Raw genomic sequence first — 21,925 nt, 5'->3', positions numbered from 1 at the left:
GTTAAAAGCCCTTACTGCCCCGGTTTCTGCGGGGCGAATGGAAACCCTCTGACGAAGATGGCGCAGCAGCGGCTGCTTCTCTTCTTCCCCTGCGGGACAGGCGGCCTTCGCCTACCGGAACCACATAGGTAAACAGTGAGATGATTGCCGCCAGCACCAGCAGAGCAATCAGGCGGACCAGCGCATCACCGAAGGATTGTCCGCTGAGTCCGAATTCGAGAATCAGCCCGGCACATAGGCCGGCAACCCAGCCGCCGAACCCGAAGCTTTTGGCCAGATGTCGGTTATCGAACACAATGCCAAGTCCGATGCCGAGCGCGGTGCCGATCAGAATCAGCGCCAAGATCCGCACAACAGCGTAATAAGGGCTGTCCGCTGTAGCATCACTGCGTTCGGTCAGCAGGGTACGGTCACCCAGCCGGTCATAAATCTGCTGGAACACATCGCCCAGCCGGTCCGCATCTGTAACATCGTAGTACTGCCCGCCTGTAACGGAGGCAATATCCTGCAGCAGGCGGGAACCGGACTGGTCATCCAGCGCAAGACCGATGGTGTTCACGGCAATCCCGCGGCTCACATATTCGTTCAGCTCTCTGGATGTATCAAACTCGCTGAAGCCGTCGGACAGCATGATTACCATGGCTCCGCGGCTGGTCTCGCCTTCACTGTTAATCACGTTCATCGCCTCATTGAGGGCGCCGCTGATATTCGTTCCGCCATCTGTCGTCTGCAGACTGCGGATTACTGCCGATACCTTCTCGCGGTTTTCGGGACTTTTGAGTGAGATCAGCGGCTGAACGACTGATGCATCCTGGCTAAAGGTCACTACAGCCACCTGGTTATCCTTGTCCATCTGCTGCACAAGTGCCTCGGCCGCTGCGTACCGGCTGTTACCCGGATCGCTTTGCTGCATGCTGCCAGAGTCGTCGATAACCATGACGACATTCTTGACCGGTTTCACACCGCCGAAGTTCAGCTCATACACAAACTCTGTCAGCGCACCGACACCAAACAGCAGCACCACCGTCAGCGGCAGCAGCTTCCACGACATGCCAAGATAACGCTGCTTCCATGATAAGCCGTTCAGTCTCGGCGAGATCATCTCGGCAAGCAGGGCGCCTAGTCCGACGCCAAGGGCCACAATGGCGAAATAGATGGCGATAATCAGAATTGACGGCAGATCATAAGGCCTGCGGCCGAGCAGCAGCTCGCCGAGGACAAAAGCCACTCCGCCGCCCAGCAGGCTGAAGCACAATAAGAGCAGATTGATTTTTCGCTGCATCGATACTCATCCTTTCCGGAAGAAACTTAGAATATATAATCGTACTGCTGCCGGAGTGCAGCCAGCCAGTCATGCTCTTTGACGTCAATTGCTTAGCGGAAGCGGCGGCGGAGAAACTGGCAAAAGCAATTCTGCTGTATTTAGTGCAACAGAATGCATAAGTAGAATGGTTCAGATTCAATTCTACTGCATTCTCTACAATAGAAAACAGAATAAACACTCTAAAAAACGAGATTGGCCTGATTCTGCTGTACAAAATGCAATAGAAACCTCCATTAAGGGTTTATGGCTCTATTCTATTGTACTTTCTGCAATGGAAGCAGAAGGGCAGGGGCTTCCCCCGGCCCTGCCCTAAAATAAGTTTACTTGTGCTTCGTCCTCATGCTTCCTCTGCCTTACTCATCGAAGCACAGGCAGCTGCTCCTCATCCACGCCGTGCAGCCGATAACCGTTCTGGACATAGGTTTCATAATAGACCTTGCCGTTGCGGTAATAGAGCAGATCCTCCAGATGGAAGCCGCCCATCAGGTTCAGCTTCTCGACTCCGCTTCTGCGCTGCTCATGGACAACACCCAGCCGGTAGATCCGGGTCGTCTCGTCGGCAGTCAGAGCATAACGCAGAAATTCGGAGGTGCTGTCGCCGAAGAAGTATTTCTCTTCATGGCGGTGCTCCTGCGTGTATTCGAACAGGCGGACATTGATGCTTGCCCCATCCTCCAGGCTGAGATACAACCGCTTGAACAACTCCTCCTTAGAGACAATCTCGCGGTTCTCATACGCAGCTGCAACATTCGCCCGCCGCAGCAGCTCCTCTTCGAAGGGCAGTGCGAACGGCTCTGCCGTCAGCAGCTCTCTCCTGCATACGTCGATCAGGCGGCGGACGACAGCGGCGCCGCCCTGGCGGAGCAGCTCCGAGATGCTGCCCATGAACCGGTCGCTTGCAAAGATACCCGGACCGCGCCGGGTCTGAATATCCTGCATGACTTCCGCGGTCACGGTGCGGTAATACTCCATGATATTCTGGTCTACCGCTTCGCTCGACCGCAGGGTGCTGGCCAGTGCAAGGCTGCGCAGTTCTTCTTCCAATGCGTCCATCGTCTGTACCTTCGCTTTGCTCTCCGTATGCAGCTGCTCCAGCGCAGCGTCATAACGTGCAGCTAAGCTCAGTTCCAGCCTAAGACGCAGAATCTCGTATTTCCTGCTGTATATACTCTCAAATAAATAATGAATGAAATTGCGCACGGTCCGCTTATCAAGCAGCGGTACCCGCTGGAAGGGCTGGCGGTCTACAGTCTCACTGTAGAGCCGCTCCAGCTCCTCCTCGGCGGAGGCAATTGCCGAGCGGAGACCGCCCATGTGCTGGCGCAGCGCGTTCAGCACGCTGCCTCCGGCCTCGCCCTGCTCGGCCGTCCATTCCGCCAGCTGGTAGAACGTCACCGGCGCAGCGGACTGCTCCTGAGCCGCCAGCACGGCGGCCCACTCGCGGGCAGGGTCAAGGGCCGCAGCCCGCGCGGCGGATACATCCGCAAAGTTGCTGCGGAAATACGCCTCGCCACCTCCCCCGAACAGCAGCTCTTCCGCCTCGCGCAGCGTCAGCGGCTTCAGCTCGCTGAAGGACGGGCGGCCATGGCTCATCAGCCCGGTCATCTCAGCGATTCCGGCCTCCTCCGGCAAGAAGCCGGCGGCCCGTTCGCGCAGCGCTTCGGGCGTAAGACCAAGCAGGGCCTGCCGCTCGCGCAGACTCCAGCTGCTGCCCCCGCCACGCAGCTCTGTCGCAAGGTAATGAAAAGCATGGTACAGCACCGCTAAGGCAATCGGTTTGCTCGGCCTGCGCACCGCAGAGAAGCCTGCGGAAGCGTACCCTTCTCTGCCTGTGCTGCCGCGGATGCCGCTCTTGAACGTCATATTGTTGTAGCCGCCGTGTCCGGCGGCCTGGTCCGCCGATGGCCTCACACGGTTCTTGAGCAGACTGATATGTGCGATAATCTCATAGTTGTCTTCCATGCCGCCCGCAGACATCATGCCGCGCTCGTTTTTATCCGAGAGCAGGTAGACGAGATCAAACAGCGCAGATGGACCATGGGTTACCGGAATGGACAGCCCTTCCTCGGTAACCAGAAGCGGAGCATTAAAGGTGTAACCGGGCAGCTGCATTCCGTCCAGCTCACGCAGAAAAGCCAGCCCTACCGAGCTGGAATATCCGAAGTTGTCCCCCTGCTCCCGCTCATTGATCAGCACGTACAGGTCGGTCTGCACCGACTTGAACGATTGTCCGAGCACCGCGCGGGCCAGCAGGGCAACTTCCGGCAGCAGCACATTAAGCGGGTCATCGACCCGCGTAATGATGGAGAGATGGATAACGTCAAAGGACGAATACAGCCGCCCGTAGTCCGCTATGCTGTTGCCGAGACGCCGGAGCGTCCGGTTCATCCCGGACAGATAACTGCTGTCTTCGTGGAACTCGCGATAGACATCTTGGCGAACCGTACGGGGGTCACGGCCTGCCGTGTCCGGCAGGGCCATCGTCATCACCCGCTCCTTGCTGCTATCGCCGGCATAAGCTCTACCATCTTCGCCCTTGCCGCCAACACTGGGATGATCTCTTCCGCCTTGGCCATTGCCGCTAACGCCGGCGTAACCTCTACCGCCTTCTCCTATGCCGCCAGCTCTGGCATAATCGTTGCCAGCATCTTGCCCTTTACCGCTATGCCCCTTGCCGCTGCTCAGCCCATTGCCTCCATGGGCTGCCGCATGCAGCGCCAGAACGCCGGCGGCATTGTCCCATTTCCGCTCACACCGTTCCAGCACCGGGCCGATGGCCGGGGTTACTTTGTCGCCGAGGAACAGGAACAGCGCAGGGTAATGAATGCTGCTGCGCCCATCCCCCTTGCTGTGCTGCGCCTCTTCCTGCGCCGTGTATTGTTCCGCATATAAAAGTGCTTCTTCTTTGATCATAAGCTTACTTCAGCTTTCTGCGGATACTGCCGAGCTTGCCGGTCAGACTCTTGTAGAAGCCGTACATCTCGTCACCGTTGGCATGCTCCACCCGCTCATACTCCAGACTGTCGCGTGCCTCCAGGAAGGAAACATACAGCCCCTCCAGCTTATACAGCAGCGGAGTTACATCTTCGGCTGCTGTCATTTCCCCTGAGCGGCGCGCCGCTTTACGCAGCAGCACACTTCGGCTCTTCTCATCCAGTTCACGGAAATGGCGGTAGACGGCATATTCCACATAGCTGCGTTCCTTCATTAAATTAGCGAACGGCTCCCAGGCCTCTTCTTCCTCGTCACGGTCATAGACATACAGTGCGCCTTTTTTGACTATGGTATCGGTATAGAGCGCCTCGATGAACTGGTCCAGCCACTTATCTTCGTCGAGATACTGACGGAGCAGAGCGTCCAGCTCAGCTGCTTTGGCTGTCAGGGCGTCGTATTTGAGCAGTTCCTCGCGGACACGGGTGATCAGCTGCGGTGAGCGGATCAGGTTCTCCTGGGCCAGCTCCATGTTGATGCTCCCGAAAATATCCTTAACCCCTTCACGCTCCAGCCCGTTCTCACGCAGCGTCCGCAGCTCATCAGCTGCCTTCTTCACTTCCCCGAGATTCGGGCGGGACGAGCCCAGCTGCAGATCATATCCGCTCAGCAGCTTCTCCAGATCAAACGGCTTGGTGAAGATGACCGAGAAACGGCTGCTCGTATTTTCGTCAGGGCCCTTTTCGATGATCACTCCACTCTTCAGTGCCCGGGCGAAATCGGCCCGCACTCTGGCGTTGTATTCACGGACACGCGGGTTCACATAGGTGTCACCCCATGACTTCTCCGGAATCGGAGACGGCAGGTAGGTCCAGTTGTTCTTGTCGGTCATTACCAGATGGCGGCCGATACCTTCCTTGTCGAGGATCGTCCGTTCATAATTCTCTTCGAACACCCGGAGCGGCGTATAGACGAAGAGCGGCACCCCGTTGCGGGTATTGAGCCAGAAAATCCGGTTCTTAACCTCGCTCTCCTTAACCGTAAACTGTGATTTGCCGAGTGCGTTATTCTGGTAATTACGGATCCCCTTCAGGATGCCCGGCGCTTTGACCGGCACGGACACGAAGCCCCATGACGGGAAGTGCAGGCTGCCTGAGCTGTTGCTGAGATGGAAAATCGGCACCGCATCCTCATCCAGCCGTCCGGCGATAATCCGCTCTACAAATTTGTCCAGCGGCTCCTCGCGGCCGTATTTCATCACCAGGAAATCTTCCATCGAACGGGTAATCAGATCCCCGAACTTGTCGCTCAGGAACTCGGAGATGGAACGGACAATATCGATCTCCTGCTCTCTGACCCAGCGTCCGGAATGCTTAAGCATTTCCCGCGTGAAGTCACGGATCAGGTCGTCGCCATCCTTCTGGTCCATCACCTTGGAGATCGTCGCGGAAATATCCGGCACGTTGACGATATTCCAATAGTAGGTTTTGTTGCCTTTGTGATCCGCCTGCTCTTCACCGCTCAGCAGAATATCCCCGTTTTTCTCAAAGATCGAGCTTAGCGCACTGAGAATCTCCGTAAACACGCCGTAAATCCGGTTATTCTCCTCATTCAGCAGCTCAAACAGGTCCTCATAGAACTGGATCATCTGCTCTGTGCGCTCCACATCGGCATGCAGCCAGTACTCATTGATCTTGGCTTCGATATAAGCGTTTTTCTTCTTCTCCTTGGAGACAAAAGCGCTGCGCGCATCGCCGAGCTTCTCTTCCGCGCTGTCCTGTGCCGTCTCAATATCACGCGGCAGGCGCAGAAGACTCTCACGCAGCGCTTCGATATAGGACTGGATCAGCTTCAGGATGCAGAAGCCCTTCTCGGTATAGAGCAGCCGCGAGACATAGAACGGCCCCTGCTCGGGATGCAGGAAGATGCGTTCCAGCTCCTCACTGAAACGTCCGGTGATTTCACCGGGCAGCTGTTTTTTGGATTTGATATATTCTTCACGCGCCCGGGACAGGAAGTTCTGCTCCAGCTCGGTGTCCATATCCACGACCTGGTTCTTGATCACATTGGCGTGGCTGAGCCGCTCGCTGTTCTGATAGCCGGGCAGCGGTTCGGGTACGCGGGATTCGAAGGTTTTGACCATGGTATCGAGATCAATCCCAAGCTTGCGCGCGAACTTCTCCACATCCTCCTGGCCGGGTGCCTGCTGGAACATCTTGTCCATTTTGTCGAACAGGCGGTAGGCGAGATAGGTGGTCATTTCCTCAATCGGCAGCACGGCCGACGAAGCCCCGATAATGTTGTATTCATAATTGGCAGGGTAGGTCTTGTTCATCTGCGCAATGTTCGTACGGATGTTGCTGATATAGTCATGGATGGCGAATTCCTCGCCCGATGCTTTTTCCTCGCTGGCCATAAAGTTGGTGATATTCTCTGCCGTTACGTTCATGCAGTAATCATAGGCATTCTCCAGCAGCTTGCCCTCCGTATTGGTTGCGGAGATCAAATGGCACAGGTTAAACGGCGGCAGCGGTGAATTGACTGTGAGAATATTGCCGTACTGCTGGCGGAACCGCTCACCGCGGCTGTCCACGTTCATCCAGTAATCCAGCTCTTTGAGCGCCGCATAACCGTTCTTGCGGATATATTCGCGGGTGTGCTCGCTAAGGCTTTTATTCGCCAGATTGACGTCCGGAGTGAACAGATAGCCCAGTGTGTTGACCCGGTCGATGCCTGCCGCACCGTAGTCGCGTTCAATAATGCCGCGCACGATATAGGCGATATCCAGAAAAGCTCCGCTTCCCGTACCTCCGGATAAGCCCGTAAGCAGGAACACCATCAGCTTCTTGCTGGTACCAACGGATAGCGTCTTGATCTTCTTATCAATTGCACCTACAACCTGATTGATCTTGGTGAACAGCAGCAGGCGCCCGGCCTGGCGTACACCGGCAGCACCGTTCATGCCATCGGTAATGCTCAGCTCCGGCGACAGCCACTCGGTAATGTAGGGGTCGAGAATACTTCTGTTTTGCAGCAGGCCGCCGATTTCCGCGTTAGCCAGCAGCACGAACTCATTCTGCGGATCAAGCCCGATGCCTTTGTATTTTTTACCGCGGTCCTGCTCATTCGTCTCAAAAGCCAGGAATTCCACGTTATCCGGCTTGTCGCGCTTCTTCTTGGAGAGCGGATCTTCGGGCAGCTTAAAGCGGCGGTTAATCTGGTATTTCAGCCGCAGCAGGGCGTCGATGCCCGTACCGCCAAGTCCGATGATCAGGATCGGGTTATCGATCGTGTCTACTCTGATTTTGTCGCTGACGATCCCCCCGCCAAGTGATACATCGAGTTGCTGTATATGCTCTCTTACTACCGGTTTCATTGGTTCTCCCCCTCTATATTAAATACTCAAGCAGAATGGTCTTATCTACAGTTTGCAGCGGCACCGAAATACGGTCCCCGCTCTTCAGTTCCAGCCCGCGCGAGGTATCGGCAGCCCGTCCTGATTTCTCTACGGAAATACCTTCCCCGCTGCGCAGCAGCAGGCGGTCATTTTTACCGGGCGTGAACACGAGCTTCTCACTCTCCTTCAGTTCAGGCGCAAGCTGCAGCAGCTGATGGAGCGTGAATTTGCCCCGGAATCCGGACAGCTTCTTATATTGCGGATACGTCTTCTCACCAGTGTTGCCGTCCAGTACCTCCACAACCAATTGTCCGACAAAACCGCGAGTCGACTTCTTACGCAGCATCCACAGCACTACAGCCGCAGCAAGCAGCAGCAGGATGCCGCCGATGATGAAGTACAGGGTATTCGAGGATTCTTTTTCCTGGAGAGGCTCTTCGCCGGCAGGTCCGCTTGTGGCCGCTGGCGCTGTGCTTACAGCTCCGGTCTTGGCATCGATTTTGAGCACATCGCTCTCACGGTAGAAACTGCTCTCCTCCGCGCGAACCTTGAGCTCGTAGTTATGGCTGTCCTTGATCTCAAAAGCGCCTTTGAATTCCGCACCGGAATTGTCCAGCGGAATCTCCTGCACAGCTCCTGTATCAACATCAGTGGCAAGCAGTACCGCCTTCATATCTTGATACAAATTGCTGAGTGTTACCTGAGCACCGTTGCTGTACAGGTGTGAGACGATGTCAACAGTGTCGCCCTTCTTATACGCCTTGGACGGCAGCGCATCTATCTTAAGCTCCAGATCATAGTTGAATACGAGATTAATATCGATCTTATCTTTCGGAACGCCTTTCACCTGCAGCTTCCAGTCACCCTGCTCCGGCGAGAGCAGCTTGATCAGACTATAGCTGGAAGACTTGGACAGCAGAACATCATCTGACGGAATGGCTACTTCCTTGCCGGACGGATCAGTCAGTTTTGCGGTCACCGGCTGTGACGACATAATGGAGATGTTCGCTTCCAGCACACTGCTGTTTGGCACATTGATCGTTACATCCTGGTAGCTGCCGTTCGCCGTAATCGACTGCACAGGCACAACCTTCAACTTCAAATGGCTGGCAAAAATCTCGCTGAGAATCTGCGGCAGATCATCCGCTGAATCCGTAGTAAATGCTTTACCGCCTGTCTCATCCGACAGTCCGGCCAGAATGTTTTTATTCAGCTTGCCATCAGCATTCAGGCCTATAGTATAAATCGGATAGCCTTTCTGCTTGGCGGCATCCACAGCAGCGGATAGCTCCTGGTCAGACTGGCTCTGGGTCCGGCTGCCCGACTCGTTGAGATCATTGTTGCCGTCGGCCAGCATGACGATCATCGGCTCATGGCCGGGGTCGCTGCCGTTCTCCAGCACTTTGACGGCTTCTTCCACACCGACGGCAATATCCGTATAGGGGCCGCGGTCCAGCCCGTCGATGAAATCCTTCAAATCCTGCTTGTCTCCGGCTGAGCCGATCTCAAGCAAGGCTTTCTCCCGCTGGACTTTGTCGGTGTAAGCCACGATCCCGACTTTGTCCCCTTGTGCGGACAGCATATCTATAAACATCTTCATCGCCTCACCGGCGATATTGTTCTTGTCGCTCTTATTCATCGAGTTGCTGACATCAATCAGCAGTACCGCATCAATCCGGGACGGAGCCGCCGAGGCTGCCGAGGCCCGCAATGATGCAACGGGTGATGCCATAAGGCACAGAATCAGCAATAGTACAGGGATCAACCGCTGCAGCATATTCTTAGTTGTTCTAGGGCAAAGCTGTGTACGAAGCATAAAGATGGCTCCTCTTGTGTTATATTCGGTAATAGAGACGGGGTTATCAGTTAGCTAAAATCTGTAAATAGCATGCCATTATGATATAATTAAACATTGTAAACTTCAACTTTGTGCCCGCTTGACAGCTGCCGGCAAGGGTAGAATCGTCATTCTATCAGCCTTTCAAGGCAGCCATACTTCCCAGTGAAAGGAAGAGTTCCATGATTTCATACGTCATTCTCGGAATTACGTTTCTTTATGCCGTAATTCAGATCTCAATTTATGCATCAAGGCGGCGGAAGCCGCTTACCCGTGACGATATCGACGAGAGGCTGCTCGCCGCACTGAATGGAGGGACTGGCACCCGTGAATAAGAAAAGACCCGTGACCTTCCGGCCGTTCAAAGTCCCGCGTTATGCCTATGATAAGCTGCGGATCTGCCGCCGCTGCGGCCGGTTTACGGCACTCGGCGAAGAACGCTGCGGCAAGTGCGGCCGCGCTTCCTTAACTCCGCTCGAGAAGCAGGCCACGGCCATCGCCGGACGCAAAATGCATACCCGCCTGCTGCTCATCGTGCTGCTCACCCTGGCTGCAGTCTACTTTGGCCAGAGCCTGCAGCAGATGGCCCTGTGCGGTGCAGGAGGAGCTGTCCTGGCCGCAGCCCTCTATTATATGCAGCGTAAGGTCCGGCAGAATGAGAATCTCTTTGCGCTGAACGAGCTGCTGGGCCGGAACATCGACAGCATCAAGGAAGGGCTGGAGATCAACCGCCAGGAGGCTGTCGCCGTGCTCCGCGAGAACGATGTGCTGGCTTATGAGAAGCTGCGCGAAATTTCCATCCTGCTGCGCGGTGACCGCATCTCCCGCCAGCGCGTCGCCCTGCTGCACGGCTTTCAGCTGCGCAAAGATATGAACCTGGAGCTTGAGCAGCTGCTGCTGAGAGATTTCGAGCCGCTGCTCGCTGAATATATCGGCGAGATTGCTAAGGTCCGTCCCGAGCTGATCAAGGACCGTACGCTGCGTTATGTTAAGAATTATGAGACACAAATTCTTGAAATGGACAAAGGCGAAGCCATCCTCATAAGCGTTGCCGGGGCTGCCGTCCGCTTGAAGCGGTATGCGCTGCTCTACTCCGGGATGATCGGAAGATACATACAGGATCTGCCTAAGGACCGCTTTCTGCGCTTATCCAGGCTGATCTCCGCCAGTCCTCATGAGCCGTGGAACGGCCTGGACCTCAAGGTAGCGGAAGTGCGGGAAGCCAAGTACCGCTGGGACCCCGAATTTTAAATGGATGCCGCAAGCTGAAGGCATACTTTAATTTAGAAAAAGGGGCTACTATACTATGACGTTCAAACAAGCCATATCCCTGCGGAATATTATGATTATTCTGTGTATATGTATGCTGGTGCTGCTCGGACTCAAGGCTCTGCAGATCGGAGACAAGATCCGTGAGGTGCAGGAAGCAGAGCGGCTCTATGCCGCCGGGGATCTGATAGCTGCCGAGAACCTGTACCGCCAAGCAGCGGACAACCCGGCCATTCATTATAAAGAGGAGCAAATTGCAGCACGCCTGGAAGAACTGGCGCCGATTTCAGCCATCCGCAGCGGCCTAAACACGCTGGTGAAGAAGGTAACGGATCAGCTTGTGACCAAGGATTTTGCCGAATTTATGGAGAGCTATGCTTCCCTGCTCAGCCTTAAGTCCAAGTATTTCATCAGCGGAGGGCCCTATGCATCCTATTATCGGCAGCTGTCTAAGGATTCAGGCATTTCCGTACAGCTGACGGCAGGCTTCGGGCAGTTTAAAAGCCAGTTTCTGGCTGAGCTTGCTGCAAGCCAGAAGGGCAGCGGCAGTGAAGAGAACAGAGATCAGTTCAAATGGAATCTGCTGCAGATTCCGGATGCTTATTATGGAGGTACAGACGCCAAGAACGAGCTGCTGGCAACGGGGTTCAAGGCGCATGATACGGCCAGACTGAAGGTTCTGGCCGCTGGTGGCAGCTTCGGCGCTATGCTCGACAGCGCCTTATCGCTGACAGAAGCGTACAGGAATCATAGCTATCAGGCACCGTGGGTGCAGAAGCAGGCGGAGGACAGTGCTCAAGTTATTCTGGACAAGGATCTGGAAGGCGATAATATATCCGCCTTCGCCGGACATGCTGCCGCCTACCGCACTTACGCCGTATCCGCAGCACTGGACGCTGACTCCTCCAAGGTGCTGTCATTCATCGACAGCAGCGCAGCGAAGCTGCTGAAAAGCGCTGCCCGGCTGATCCGGGGAGGCGAATATGCCGAGGCCATCCAGCTGTACAGCGGCCTCTCCCAGCTGCAGGATACCTCAGCCGAGATTGCCGCCGCTCAGCTCGCCTGGAATACCGCTGAACCCGTCCGTCTGCTGCCGGGCGGCGATGAAGCCGGCAGATATATCCATGTGGCCACTGCCTCCGGACGCTATGGTGCAAAAGCCGCTGTAGCCGGTATGGACAGCAGCGGCAGGCTGTATTACGCCGATCTGAGTGATGACGGCATTGTCTCCACAAGGACCGGGGATATCATTCCCGGCTTCGAACGGCTTAGCGGACTAGCCTTTGACGGCGAGCTGTCTGCTGTGGCCGAAGTACCGGTCGTGTTAGCCATAGGAAGCCAGGAGGACGGGCGGACCGCTTTTACCGCCTATCAAATCAAGCCGGAGGGCATTTCCCTGCTGTTCTCCTTTGCCGGAGACAGCTATGAACTGCAATCGGACGATAACTCAATCCTTGTAACCAACGCAGATACCGGGGATGGTGTGCTTGGCGAGACTGGAGTGTACCGCTTGAGTGAGGATGGCAGTTACCAGTTTGCTGAAATTCAGCAGGAGTCTCCGCTTATCCCCGCTTCCGAGCTGGAGCTTCACCCGTTCGAGAATGTCACTCTGAACTGCGAAATCTATATGGATTCCGCAGGCAGAAGTGTCGGCAGCTCTGATGGCCGTTATATCTCCCTGCAAGGTAATATCGGCTCCATTACGGGACCTGCAGTCGTCAGCGGCCAGTATCAAAACAGCTACGATTATGTAGAGACAGAGATCGGTGAGCAGTATGTTCCTGTCTTTGTCGTCGATTCATTGGGGAGCCTGAGCGTGAATCTCAACGAAGAAGCAGCTACTGATTGAATCATTGGCTGCCGCAGCAGCAGATTTATCCCGAAAAAAACAGAGAAGCGATTCTTCCGTTATGGGGAATCGCTTCTCTGCGTTATGGTTGATCGCTATAGATTGGAGCGTCACCCTTTATCCGATCGTTTTCGCTTTCTTCCGCCGGCTGAGCAATCTTCTATGGCGCTTCTGTGTGTAGAGAACGTCACCAGCTGCCGAAATTGTCTCCCTGACCTCGCCCAGCACCGCCTTAGTCTCCTGCACCGAGGCCTTCATCCGTCTAAATTGCATTTTCACGCTATCCGAGCGCGTCTTCGCCTCATCGACGGTCTCTTGAATGTTGGCCTTCACTTCATCCACCGGTTCCTTCAAGCCGTCTACTGACTGCTTCACGCCATCCAGCGACCGCTTCAGGCCGTCGAGACTGTTCTTAAATTCCTTAATCGGGTTGCCCATGCGTCGTATCCCCTTCCTTTATAAGCTAAACTATAGATTTATCACTCCGGCGCAGTACGCGACTGCGGGGAATGTTTGGACTTCCGGCCACTGTTAGGTTTGGATTTCCTGAATTCAACCGCGAATCGCGGTAGAAATCCAGACCTAAAGGCGGACGCATTCGCTCCTACAGTTCCAAACTTCCCCTCCGCTGCTTTTACCTTTGGGTGGCACTTAGTTCAGCTTATACAGTTATCCTTTACTCATACTTACCCGGATAAGGGCAGGAGGATTCACCCGATAAAAAGGCTCAGCCGCGGATCTCTTCCAGCAGCTCCATAATCGTCGTTTCCTCCACCGGAGTAGAATAGGAACCATCTGCAAAACGCTTCATTGCCCCGATGCCGTCCTGGAAGACGAAGCGGATCCGGCCGCTGCGCACTTTTTTATCTGTGTACATTTTGTCCAACAGCATCCGGTTTGTAATGGCGTCCGGAATCTCCGTCGGGAGTCCCGCTCTTCGCAGCAGTGCTGCGACACGCTCAGCCTGTTCTCCGGTCATATACCCCAGCTTCACTCCCAGCTTCGCTTGAATCACCAGACCGACCGCAACGGCTTCCCCATGCAGCAGCGCATAGCCGCTGACCGCTTCCAGCGCTCTACCGGCCGTATGACCAAGGTTCAGGATCTGCCGCAGATTACTCTCATGCTCGTCCTGCTCCACTACTTCGTATTTGATCCGGCAGTTGTGCAGCGCAATCTGTTCGCATGTCTCAGGGTCGAGGATCAGCTCCCCGGCCGGTGAAACGATTTTACCGATATGATCCTCCAAATACTCAAAAAACTTCGCGTCAGCCAGACAGGCATGCTTGATCGTCTCCGCCAGACCGCTTCTGAACTCACGGACAGGGAGCGTTCGCCAGGCTGCGAGATCAATGTACACTTTGCGCGGCTGATGAAATACACCGATCAGATTGGTGGCGACCGGCGTGTTCACGCCTGTTTTGCCGCCAACGGAAGCATCGGCTGCTGCCAGCAGCGTTGTTGCATAGTTCAGGCTCGGCACTCCCCGGCCGAACGTCCCGGCCAGGAAGCCGGCCAGATCCGTTACCGCACCGCCGCCGACTGCTATGATACAGCAATCCCGTCCGTAGGAATGGCTCAGCAGCTGATCCTCCAGAAGCGCCTTGGTTTCACGGGTTTTGGATGGCTCCCCGGCCGGAAACGCAAACAGCTCAGCTACAAAACCGTTCTGCCGGAGCAGTGCAAGCAGGGGCTGGCCATATAACGGCTCAACGGAGGAATCTGTAATAATTGCAAATTTGCTCACACCCGGCACAAGTCCCTCCTGTAAATCACGGATCAGCGACGGGAACAGCTTTTCGCCGATCTCAATCTCGTAAGAGTTGTCGACTAGCTTTTTCAGCTCAACCTGGAAACGTTGGGACATGGCAAAAACCCCTTTTCCTCATTTAGTCTATTTTTGATAGATCCATAGTGCCGTATACTGTGCTACACTTGCTTTTGAAATACTGGATTTTGTAAGGCTATTAATTCTTATATATTCAGTTAATCGGTCAATATAAGGAGAGATACTTGTGGTAAATGTACAAGGCAAATGGGCCCTGATTACAGGGGCAAGCAGAGGCGTCGGTTATCAGACTGCACTATTTATGGCCGGACAAGGCTGCAATCTTATTCTCCATAGCAGGGAACTTGCCCATACGGCAAAAGTGGAACAAGAGGTACGGGCACTCGGTGTTGATGTCTACTGTGTGCAGGCCGAGCTGGCCAATCACGAAGAAGTGGTCGCCATGCTGGATGAAATTGAAGGCAAAGGCACCCCCGTAGATATTGTCTTTAATAATGCGGCTGTACAAATTGCCTACAGAACCGATTACTGGAATACGCCGGTGGAGGATTTTGAGCAGAGCTTCCGGATTAACTTCATTTCTATTGCAACGATATGTAACCGTTTTATTCCTCAGATGATCGGGCGCGGCTTCGGACGGGTCATCAATACAACCAGCGGCATTAAAAATGAGCCGGAGCAGGCGGGTTATGCGGCCAGTAAAGCGGCGCTGGATAAATTCACTAAAGATTTGGCTTCCCGGCTGGATGGAACCGATGTCATCCTCAGCTTAACGGATCCGGGCTGGTGCCGCACCGATCTCGGCGGCCCGAATGCCACCAGTCCGGTCGAAAGCGTCATCCCGGGAATTGCTGTCGGCGCCTTTGTGGACGACAAGAAAAGCGGACGTTTCCTCCACGCTCAAGCCTTTGCCGGCATGACGCTGGAAGCAGCTGTGGCCCTGGCAGAAACGATGAACGCAACACCATATATCATCTAAAGAAAATTCGTTCATATTATCAAAAGCAGACCACAGACGGATATTTATCTGTCCGCGGTCTTCTTTTGTATTAACTGAATAAAGGACGCGTTACCATCTCCATGTATTGGAGCAGGCCGTTCCTGGCTTGTTCATTCTGCTGCCATACGCCTAAGTTCCAGCACATGAACCGGAGGCCCAGGTACCGGGAGGCCACAGCAAAACGTTCGGTAAAATGCTGATCCGCAATGCCGTAGCCTAGAGATTCAAGATATCTGCGGTAATCTCCGGCTTGCTGCAGATTCCCGCAGCGCATGGGGATGTCCATGAACAGCGAACCGTACCTCGCCTCTTCCCAGTCAATGAAATAAACTTTATTATTGCCCTTCACCAGAACGTTGCCCGGATTCAGATCATTATGGATCATCGTATAGGTGCTTTCATCATAAATCACAGGTGCCATGTCTTCCACGATCCGTCCGGCAATATCCTCAATCCTGGAGATGATCTCCGTCCCGAACGTATCAGCAAAGACGGGGTTCTCCTTGGCACGCTCCCAGGAAGGTCTCCACCATTCATTGATGCATTTGGCAATGTAATCTTCATCCACCTTCGGCAGCCAGGGCAGGTCACAAGTACAGCCCAGATTGGCGTAATGAATATAAGCCAGCGCCCGCAATTCCTTTTCCTGGAGCGCAGTTATATCCAGCTTGCCGTAATCCGTCCGGTAGTCCACGTCCTCAATGCACAGCAGGCTTCGCCCTTCATGCAAAGGCTGGCCCGACAGGCTGAAGGGAACATTGGCAGCCTGTGAGAACAGCCGCGAAAGTGCCGAACGCTCCACAAAAGTAGCCTGTTTCGTAACAAGCGAGACCTCCTCGGCCGCATCCGGACCCGTCTTTATTCCTGCTTTTCGCTGCAGCCTTACCTTGTTGCGCATCAGCTCAACGGCCCGGGACCCTGCATGCATCGGTACGCTCTCTACGCTCAGCACCTCCGCTTCAGGACAAACAAAGCAATATACGGTATCTTTAATCAAGTCAATCCTTCTGCTATTGCTCATATCCATAAGGCGCTCTTCCTTATTTAAATTGTGCTTACTGCTCCTGCCGGCGATAGGTATGTTCAGCAAACCTTGCTATAGCAACAAACTGATTACGTTCGTAAAATCTTTTGGCTCCCACATTGCTCTCCGCTACCCGTAAATAGATGTTACCTCCTTCCGTCCTGCTCCTCATGTGATTCACACAGCGCTGCAGGATAGTCCTGCCATACCCGCAATTCTGAAATTCTGGGGCAACGACAAGATCGCGGATATACGCGCCATCTGTAATATACGCGCCTGCCAAGCTGTCCTGCAGCCAAAATGAGCGTACCTGTCCAGAAGCTTCATACCCCTCCAGCATCCGCAAAAACACTTCAGGCTCCCTCCGGTATCTATCCGTCCTCCAGCCGTTCTCAAGGCTCAGCTGCTCGTAGGCTGTATCAAATAAAGCAATGAACGGCTCCAGCATATCCGGTGTAAATCCCTGTTCCTGGAGCAAGGAGGCCTCTTCGGCATAAACCGGCCGGTCATTCACATACTGCAGCTGATATCCTTCCAAATCGGACACGAAGCCTAACCCCCGCACAAATTGAACAATTTCCGTATTGCTTCCATATACATTAAAGCAGATCTCCCGCTGCTCACTTGCCTGCAAATAAAGGCTAATCTTCTGCTTCATTACTTCCAGCAGCACATCCGGCTCATCGTACTTCCTGAATGCCGCGTAGGCAATCACACAGCCTTCATCCTCCGCCACACAGAACACGCCCTGATTGGCGCCTGAATCCCCATAATACAGAACCGGAACAGCCTCTCTTGCGAAGGCGGACCGGACATATTTCACAGCCCCGGTGGAAATCAGCGAAATCAGCTGCAAAATCCGGGTATCACGTTCATCCATCACTCCGGTTGCCCCTTATCCATTATTTTCTGATGATCGTCCGGTAGACAACTTAATTCCCCATCATCACTTGCCTTCCCAGTCTTTAAGCACATTCCAGCCCACCGCAGGTTCCCCCTGCAGCGGGTACATCGTTCCCGTATAAATCTGCTTGTTATGTATTCCTGTCTCCAGATAATGCTCCATAATGGCTCTCGTAGACGCGGTCACTTCCAGCTCGGCAAGCTTGCTGTTATTTATCCACAGCAGCTCTCCTTCCTCACTTTCCACCAGTCCGCTGTCTGCAGGTACACTTCCCATATACACGTATTGTACACGGATTTCCTGATCACCCTTGTTCCGGTTAACGATGTATCGAAGTGTCAGGCCGCGGACCGCCTGCTCCGTTAATCCTGTCTCTTCTTCAATCTCTCTTATGCAGGCACGCCTCGGATCATTGTATTCCCCGTCCTCCAGATGCCCTCCGATAGGGACCAGATATCCGCCAAGAAACCGGCTTGCGGACTTTTTTTGCAGAAATAACACTTCCCCCGCTTCATTAAATAAAAAAGCAACGGCCATTTGTCTGAGCAGCATACTTAATCACTCCAGTCACGGATAAACACTATGCTATATCCCATATCACAACAACGCACAGGAAAATTATACCATGCAAAATCTGAATAGACGGTGACAAATTATGATATTGCAGGGAATTTGACCCTGACGGGTGAATAAGTGTAGAAGCTTAATCCATTGGAGGTCATTACATGTTAATCAATGTGCTCGATAAAGGATATGTCCGGCTGGTTAATCATATGGGCAGCGATCTGACCGTTGTGAATGCGGCGCGGGTCTCCTATGCCAAACAATCAGATGAACTGAGTGAAAAAGACATCCGGCTGATTCAGTTTCTGGCCCGGGAAGGACATACTTCACCCTTTAGGCATGCTGTAATCCAGTTTGAAATCTATGCTCCGCTGATGGTAGCGAGGCAGTGGTGGAAGTATGTGGTGGGCTCGGCCCATTATGAAGGCACCGGTGACAGTCTGGAGGCCTGGAATGAATCCAGCCGCAGGTATATTACGGAGGAACCTGCCTTTTATCTGCCTTCGGGCGGGGAGTGGCGGAGTGCACCGGAGAATTCCAAGCAGGGCAGCGGCAGCCTGATCTCCTGGGAGCTTGGAGAGAAATACACAAAGGAGCTGATGGACTACACCGAACTCGGCATGCAAAAATACGAAGCAGCCTTGTCGGACGGCATCTGCGCCGAACAGGCAAGGCTGTTTCTTCCTGCTTACGGACTTTATGTCCGCTGGTATTGGACAGCTTCGCTGCAATCCGCTGCCCACTTTCTCCATCAGCGGCTGGAGCATGACGCCCAGAAGGAAATTCAGGATTATGCCAAAGCCATACTCAGCATGGTGAAGACATTATTCCCGGTAACTGCTGAAGAACTGTTATCACGCTAGCTACTCCTTATCAGCTGTGCGGAAAGATTGCATATAGTTGCCGCTGCGGCGAAAGGAATACAGCAGCCAGGCACAGAAAATCCCCACACCCGCCGCACAGACAAGAAACACCGCCATGTACGTCCGGCCTTGCCCGGCAGCTCCGGCCCCTATTACCAGTCCGCCGGCGGCTGTGCCGAACATCATCCCGATATTTCGGGACAAGGCCAGCAGGCTGCTGACCATGCCAAGCTGAGGCTTGGCAGCAAGTCCCATGACAAGGCTCGTATTGGGCGAGGTAATCATCCCCATCGAGCAGCCCAGCAGTACAACGGGCAGAACCATCATCACTGCACTCAACAAGGAAGCGCTAAAGGCCAGAGCCAGCAGCGTGACGCTCATAAGCAGAAGCCCTGCGGCCAGAATCCCTGCAGGCCCTTTGCGGTCAGCAAAGCTGCCGCTGACTGGCGCCGTCACTACCAGCGCCAGCGGATACCCCATCATGATCAGCCCGACCCAGGCAGGCTCGGAACCGGACAGCCGCAGCAGCGAGGGCAAGGCAAGCTGTGCGGCGAATGCCGCCATATAGGTGATGACCGTTATGGCAATGCCGGCGGCAAAGTTCCGGTCAGCAAATAGCTTTCGTCCGGGAACGGCTGCATCGGCATCCTCCATAGGATGGTGGCCGCCCCCGTTTCCCAGTCGGGACGCGCGTACATGGGCGGCATAAGCAGCTGCCGTACCGGCTGAAGCTGCGAACAGCAGCAGCACCGGCAGGGACAGGAAGGAGGAACGTCCGCCGAGATCGACAGCGATCATCAGCGAGGACAGACCGATGGCAAACCATACGGCCCGGCCAGGATCCAGCCTGCCTCCAGCGGTTTCCGTGTCCCGGGGAATCAGCCTTTGAGCGAGCAGACCTACTGCACCTGCGACAGCGGCCAGTAACCAGAAATTGCTCTCCCAGGAGAACCACTGGATTAGGAAGCCGCCGAGCCCCGGACCTGCCATTGAGCCTGCGGCAACAAATGTGCTCATCAGCCCCAGCGCTCTCCCCCTCTGCTCTTTGGGGAACACGGAAACGATAAGCGCCATATTGGTGGCCTGATACATCGAGGCACCTATGCCCTGAATTACCCGAAACCCCAGGAGCAGCACAGCATTCGGAGCCAGCGCACAGCCGAGCGCCCCCAGGGCGAATGCGAGTAAGCCCAAGTTATGCACCTTGCGGCGGCCAAGCATATCCCCCAGCCTGCCCATCACTGGAAGCAGCACAGAAATAACAAGCAGATAAATGCTAACTATCCACTGTGCCGAAGCCACCGGAATCTGCAGGTCATCCGCAATATCGACAAGTGCGATATTAAACATTCCGGCAGAAAGGTTGGACAGAAAAGCACCCAGGCAGATGACCACCTTAACCGCCGGAAGGTTCGCCGGCCGACTGGACGTCGTGACCGAGAAACTCATAGGATGTTTTGTAGCGCGGTCTGATGCCAGATATTCCAGTTGTCTTCCACTTCCGCGGCTGAAGCAACCACTCCGAAATAACCCTTCATATTCTCCAGCGTCATCTCATGCGCCGCCCGGGAGTAGGACGCGCAGGCATCCTCGACCATTACAATGTGGTAGTCCAGCATGAAGCCGTCCCGGGCCGTCGATTCTACACATACATTGGTGCTGACTCCCGTCATGATCAGGGTCTCTATCCGCTGCGAGCGCAGGACGGAATCGAGCCGGGTATTGATAAAAGCGCTGTACCGGTGTTTATTGACCACAATATCCTCGGGAAGCGGAGCGATCTCAAAAAATTCAGCCCCCCAGCTCCCACGGCGGCAGACTCCGAGCGAACCGCGCCCGGAACGCGAGGTCCACACCGGTGAATCGGTCGCTTTCTCATGAAAGGTCTGGATATAAATAACCGGAACCCCATGCGCCCTCGCCGCGGCGATCAGGCCATGCAGCTGCGGCATCATCGCTTTGACTCCTGCCACATCATTTCCGCGTGCGGCAAGCTCACCCTCCGGGTGGCAGTAATCATTCTGTACATCTACGATGATCAGCGCGCTTTTCTCCGGCATAATTAAATCTGCTGTCAATTCCATTCTCGTCACCTCATTGTTTAATAGGCCATCCGCCTGTCAGTTCCCTGCCGTCTTCTTTACAAACTGCATATCGACAAGCCCGTCATACGTATATTCCCCTTTATAAATCCCGGTCTTGATCATGACGTTCATATCTTTATCCAGCGCTTCCTGCGAAATGATTCCGTCCGGACTCCACAGCTGGTCTGCATAAGCCCGGTCAAGCGCCGCCTGCGCCGATGCAGCAGAGAGCGTCGGGAACTCCGCCTTCAGCACCTCCATCGCCAGTTCTTTGTCCTTTTGAATCGTTTTGAGGGCTTTGACTACAGCGTTAACCACCTTCTGGACCGTTTCCGGGTCCTTCTCCAGCGTGGATTTCTTCACACTCAGCACGGAATATGCATAATCGCCCAGGTCATGGAATTTGTAAAATGGCTCGTCCCATACGCCTTTATCGATCCCGTCGCTGATCTGCGGTTCGGCGCCGTTGGCTATATCTGCCGCGCCCTGCTGAACCATTGCCACCACGGTTGAGCCGTCCGCCGGCTCCAGCAGCCGCACATCCTTCTGCGGATCAAGCCCCAGCTCCAGCAGCAGATATTGGGTCAGCAGGTTCGGTGTTCCGCCATGCCGGCCGGCATTTATCTTTTTATCCTGGAGAAACGCCTTCAGGTCTTCATCCGAAGCGCTTACCGGAGCCGTTCCCTTTTTAGCCATCAGATATACATTTGCACGGTTCACAACATTGCTCACTGAAACAATCGGGTCGGAGTTGCCGATATTCGCCAGTGCATTCGATTCCGGCCCGCCGATTACACCCCAGGCATCTCCGCTGACCACCGAAGTCACATGTGTGCCCCCGGCCGCCTGCAGCATCTCTATCTCCAGTCCTTCTTCTGCAAAATACCCCTCGCGCTGGGCCACATAAAGCGGCAGATAGCCGGTGTAGTGCAAAGGCTCGGAAATGACCAACTTCTTCAGCCCTTCCGTTTCGGCGGCAGCGGCTTCGGCACCGGTGTTGCTTTTAGAACCGCAGCCTGAAAGCAGAATTATCGCGGAGACCAGCGTCAGGACGGCAGACAGCTTTACTTTTTTCATGTTCATGAGTAGT

At 54.5% G+C, this 21,925-nt stretch carries 17 protein-coding genes; 5 read left to right on the top strand and 12 right to left on the bottom strand.

Annotated features, from left to right (window positions below; genetic code table 11):
• Position 1: 1 nt before the first annotated feature.
• The 4 genes from QU597_RS04390 to QU597_RS04375 form a co-directional block, all read right to left on the bottom strand.
• Positions 2 to 1,282, bottom strand: a complete 1,281-nt coding sequence (locus QU597_RS04390) for a vWA domain-containing protein (protein WP_310831542.1) — start codon at positions 1,280 to 1,282, stop codon at positions 2 to 4.
• 399 nt (positions 1,283 to 1,681) lie between these two features.
• Positions 1,682 to 4,237, bottom strand: coding sequence for a transcription initiation factor TFIID (locus QU597_RS04385; protein WP_310831541.1), 2,556 nt, complete (start codon positions 4,235 to 4,237; stop codon positions 1,682 to 1,684).
• A gap of 4 nt (positions 4,238 to 4,241) precedes the next feature.
• A complete protein-coding gene (locus QU597_RS04380) occupies positions 4,242 to 7,631 on the bottom strand; it encodes a tubulin-like doman-containing protein (protein WP_310831540.1) in 3,390 nt (1,129 codons plus the stop codon).
• Between the two features lie 13 nt (positions 7,632 to 7,644).
• Positions 7,645 to 9,384, bottom strand: coding sequence for a vWA domain-containing protein (locus tag QU597_RS04375; RefSeq protein ID WP_310833223.1), 1,740 nt, complete (start codon positions 9,382 to 9,384; stop codon positions 7,645 to 7,647).
• A gap of 287 nt (positions 9,385 to 9,671) precedes the next feature.
• Between QU597_RS04375 and QU597_RS04370 the strand changes: the two genes are divergently transcribed.
• The 3 genes from QU597_RS04370 to QU597_RS04360 are packed head-to-tail and all read left to right on the top strand — an operon-like array spanning position 9,672 to position 12,607.
• Positions 9,672 to 9,824 (top strand): hypothetical protein, encoded by a 153-nt coding sequence (locus QU597_RS04370; RefSeq protein ID WP_236335942.1) that lies wholly within the window; start codon positions 9,672 to 9,674, stop codon positions 9,822 to 9,824.
• The gene (locus QU597_RS04365; RefSeq protein ID WP_310831539.1) at positions 9,817 to 10,740 is read left to right on the top strand and encodes a hypothetical protein; all 924 of its coding nucleotides are present in this window, start codon (positions 9,817 to 9,819) and stop codon (positions 10,738 to 10,740) included. Before QU597_RS04370 ends, QU597_RS04365 begins: the two co-directional genes overlap by 8 nt.
• A 55-nt stretch (positions 10,741 to 10,795) precedes the next feature.
• Positions 10,796 to 12,607, top strand: a complete 1,812-nt coding sequence (locus QU597_RS04360; RefSeq protein WP_310831537.1) for a hypothetical protein — start codon at positions 10,796 to 10,798, stop codon at positions 12,605 to 12,607.
• Positions 12,608 to 12,724: 117 nt separating this feature from the next.
• Here QU597_RS04360 and QU597_RS04355 read toward each other — a convergent pair whose 3' ends face one another.
• Together QU597_RS04355 and aroB are read right to left on the bottom strand one after the other, a co-directional pair.
• Positions 12,725 to 13,045 (bottom strand): DUF6468 domain-containing protein, encoded by a 321-nt coding sequence (locus QU597_RS04355; protein WP_310831536.1) that lies wholly within the window; start codon positions 13,043 to 13,045, stop codon positions 12,725 to 12,727.
• 289 nt (positions 13,046 to 13,334) lie between these two features.
• On the bottom strand, positions 13,335 to 14,474 hold the full coding sequence (gene aroB / locus QU597_RS04350) for a 3-dehydroquinate synthase (RefSeq protein ID WP_310831535.1): 1,140 nt from the start codon (positions 14,472 to 14,474) through the stop codon (positions 13,335 to 13,337).
• Between the two features lie 148 nt (positions 14,475 to 14,622).
• Between aroB and QU597_RS04345 the strand changes: the two genes are divergently transcribed.
• Positions 14,623 to 15,375, top strand: coding sequence for an SDR family NAD(P)-dependent oxidoreductase (locus tag QU597_RS04345; protein WP_310831534.1), 753 nt, complete (start codon positions 14,623 to 14,625; stop codon positions 15,373 to 15,375).
• A gap of 70 nt (positions 15,376 to 15,445) precedes the next feature.
• Here QU597_RS04345 and QU597_RS04340 read toward each other — a convergent pair whose 3' ends face one another.
• The 3 genes from QU597_RS04340 to QU597_RS04330 form a co-directional block, all read right to left on the bottom strand.
• Complete coding sequence (locus QU597_RS04340) at positions 15,446 to 16,423, bottom strand: phosphotransferase (protein WP_310831533.1); 978 nt, start codon at positions 16,421 to 16,423, stop codon at positions 15,446 to 15,448.
• 28 nt (positions 16,424 to 16,451) lie between these two features.
• A complete protein-coding gene (locus tag QU597_RS04335; RefSeq protein WP_310831532.1) occupies positions 16,452 to 17,300 on the bottom strand; it encodes a GNAT family N-acetyltransferase in 849 nt (282 codons plus the stop codon).
• A gap of 66 nt (positions 17,301 to 17,366) precedes the next feature.
• On the bottom strand, positions 17,367 to 17,876 hold the full coding sequence (locus QU597_RS04330) for an NUDIX hydrolase (protein WP_310831530.1): 510 nt from the start codon (positions 17,874 to 17,876) through the stop codon (positions 17,367 to 17,369).
• 173 nt (positions 17,877 to 18,049) lie between these two features.
• Between QU597_RS04330 and thyX the strand changes: the two genes are divergently transcribed.
• Complete coding sequence (gene thyX / locus QU597_RS04325; protein WP_310831529.1) at positions 18,050 to 18,751, top strand: FAD-dependent thymidylate synthase; 702 nt, start codon at positions 18,050 to 18,052, stop codon at positions 18,749 to 18,751.
• Here thyX and QU597_RS04320 read toward each other — a convergent pair whose 3' ends face one another.
• Genes QU597_RS04320 through QU597_RS04310 form a run of 3 tightly spaced genes read right to left on the bottom strand, consistent with a single transcriptional unit; the run spans position 18,752 to position 21,912 of the window.
• Positions 18,752 to 20,146, bottom strand: coding sequence for an MFS transporter (locus QU597_RS04320; protein WP_310831528.1), 1,395 nt, complete (start codon positions 20,144 to 20,146; stop codon positions 18,752 to 18,754). It lies immediately after the preceding gene.
• 50 nt (positions 20,147 to 20,196) lie between these two features.
• Positions 20,197 to 20,835: a cysteine hydrolase family protein gene (locus QU597_RS04315; RefSeq protein WP_054938917.1), complete on the bottom strand. Its 639-nt coding sequence runs from the start codon at positions 20,833 to 20,835 to the stop codon at positions 20,197 to 20,199.
• A 36-nt stretch (positions 20,836 to 20,871) separates the two neighbouring features.
• Positions 20,872 to 21,912, bottom strand: coding sequence for an ABC transporter substrate-binding protein (locus tag QU597_RS04310; RefSeq protein WP_370656251.1), 1,041 nt, complete (start codon positions 21,910 to 21,912; stop codon positions 20,872 to 20,874).
• Between the last annotated feature and the right edge of the window lie 13 nt (positions 21,913 to 21,925).

Origin of the sequence: Paenibacillus pedocola (assembly GCF_031599675.1) — a bacterium.
In the GTDB taxonomy this organism is placed as follows: domain Bacteria; phylum Bacillota; class Bacilli; order Paenibacillales; family Paenibacillaceae; genus Paenibacillus_AQ; species Paenibacillus_AQ pedocola.
The sequence above is the reverse complement of the archived record's forward strand: the minus strand, read 5'-3'. Positions and strand labels throughout refer to the sequence as shown.

Coding starts and splice junctions, on each gene's coding strand:
- QU597_RS04390 (WP_310831542.1), bottom strand. CDS start 1,282: ATGCAGCGAAAAATCAATCTGCTCTTATTGTGCTTCAGCCTGCTGGGC.
- thyX (WP_310831529.1), top strand. CDS start 18,050: ATGTTAATCAATGTGCTCGATAAAGGATATGTCCGGCTGGTTAATCAT.
- QU597_RS04355 (WP_310831536.1), bottom strand. CDS start 13,045: ATGGGCAACCCGATTAAGGAATTTAAGAACAGTCTCGACGGCCTGAAG.
- aroB (WP_310831535.1), bottom strand. CDS start 14,474: ATGTCCCAACGTTTCCAGGTTGAGCTGAAAAAGCTAGTCGACAACTCT.
- QU597_RS04360 (WP_310831537.1), top strand. CDS start 10,796: ATGACGTTCAAACAAGCCATATCCCTGCGGAATATTATGATTATTCTG.
- QU597_RS04385 (WP_310831541.1), bottom strand. CDS start 4,237: ATGATCAAAGAAGAAGCACTTTTATATGCGGAACAATACACGGCGCAG.
- QU597_RS04340 (WP_310831533.1), bottom strand. CDS start 16,423: ATGGATATGAGCAATAGCAGAAGGATTGACTTGATTAAAGATACCGTA.
- QU597_RS04380 (WP_310831540.1), bottom strand. CDS start 7,631: ATGAAACCGGTAGTAAGAGAGCATATACAGCAACTCGATGTATCACTT.
- QU597_RS04335 (WP_310831532.1), bottom strand. CDS start 17,300: ATGGATGAACGTGATACCCGGATTTTGCAGCTGATTTCGCTGATTTCC.
- QU597_RS04330 (WP_310831530.1), bottom strand. CDS start 17,876: ATGCTGCTCAGACAAATGGCCGTTGCTTTTTTATTTAATGAAGCGGGG.
- QU597_RS04370 (WP_236335942.1), top strand. CDS start 9,672: ATGATTTCATACGTCATTCTCGGAATTACGTTTCTTTATGCCGTAATT.
- QU597_RS04375 (WP_310833223.1), bottom strand. CDS start 9,384: ATGGCATCACCCGTTGCATCATTGCGGGCCTCGGCAGCCTCGGCGGCT.
- QU597_RS04310 (WP_370656251.1), bottom strand. CDS start 21,912: ATGAAAAAAGTAAAGCTGTCTGCCGTCCTGACGCTGGTCTCCGCGATA.
- QU597_RS04315 (WP_054938917.1), bottom strand. CDS start 20,835: ATGGAATTGACAGCAGATTTAATTATGCCGGAGAAAAGCGCGCTGATC.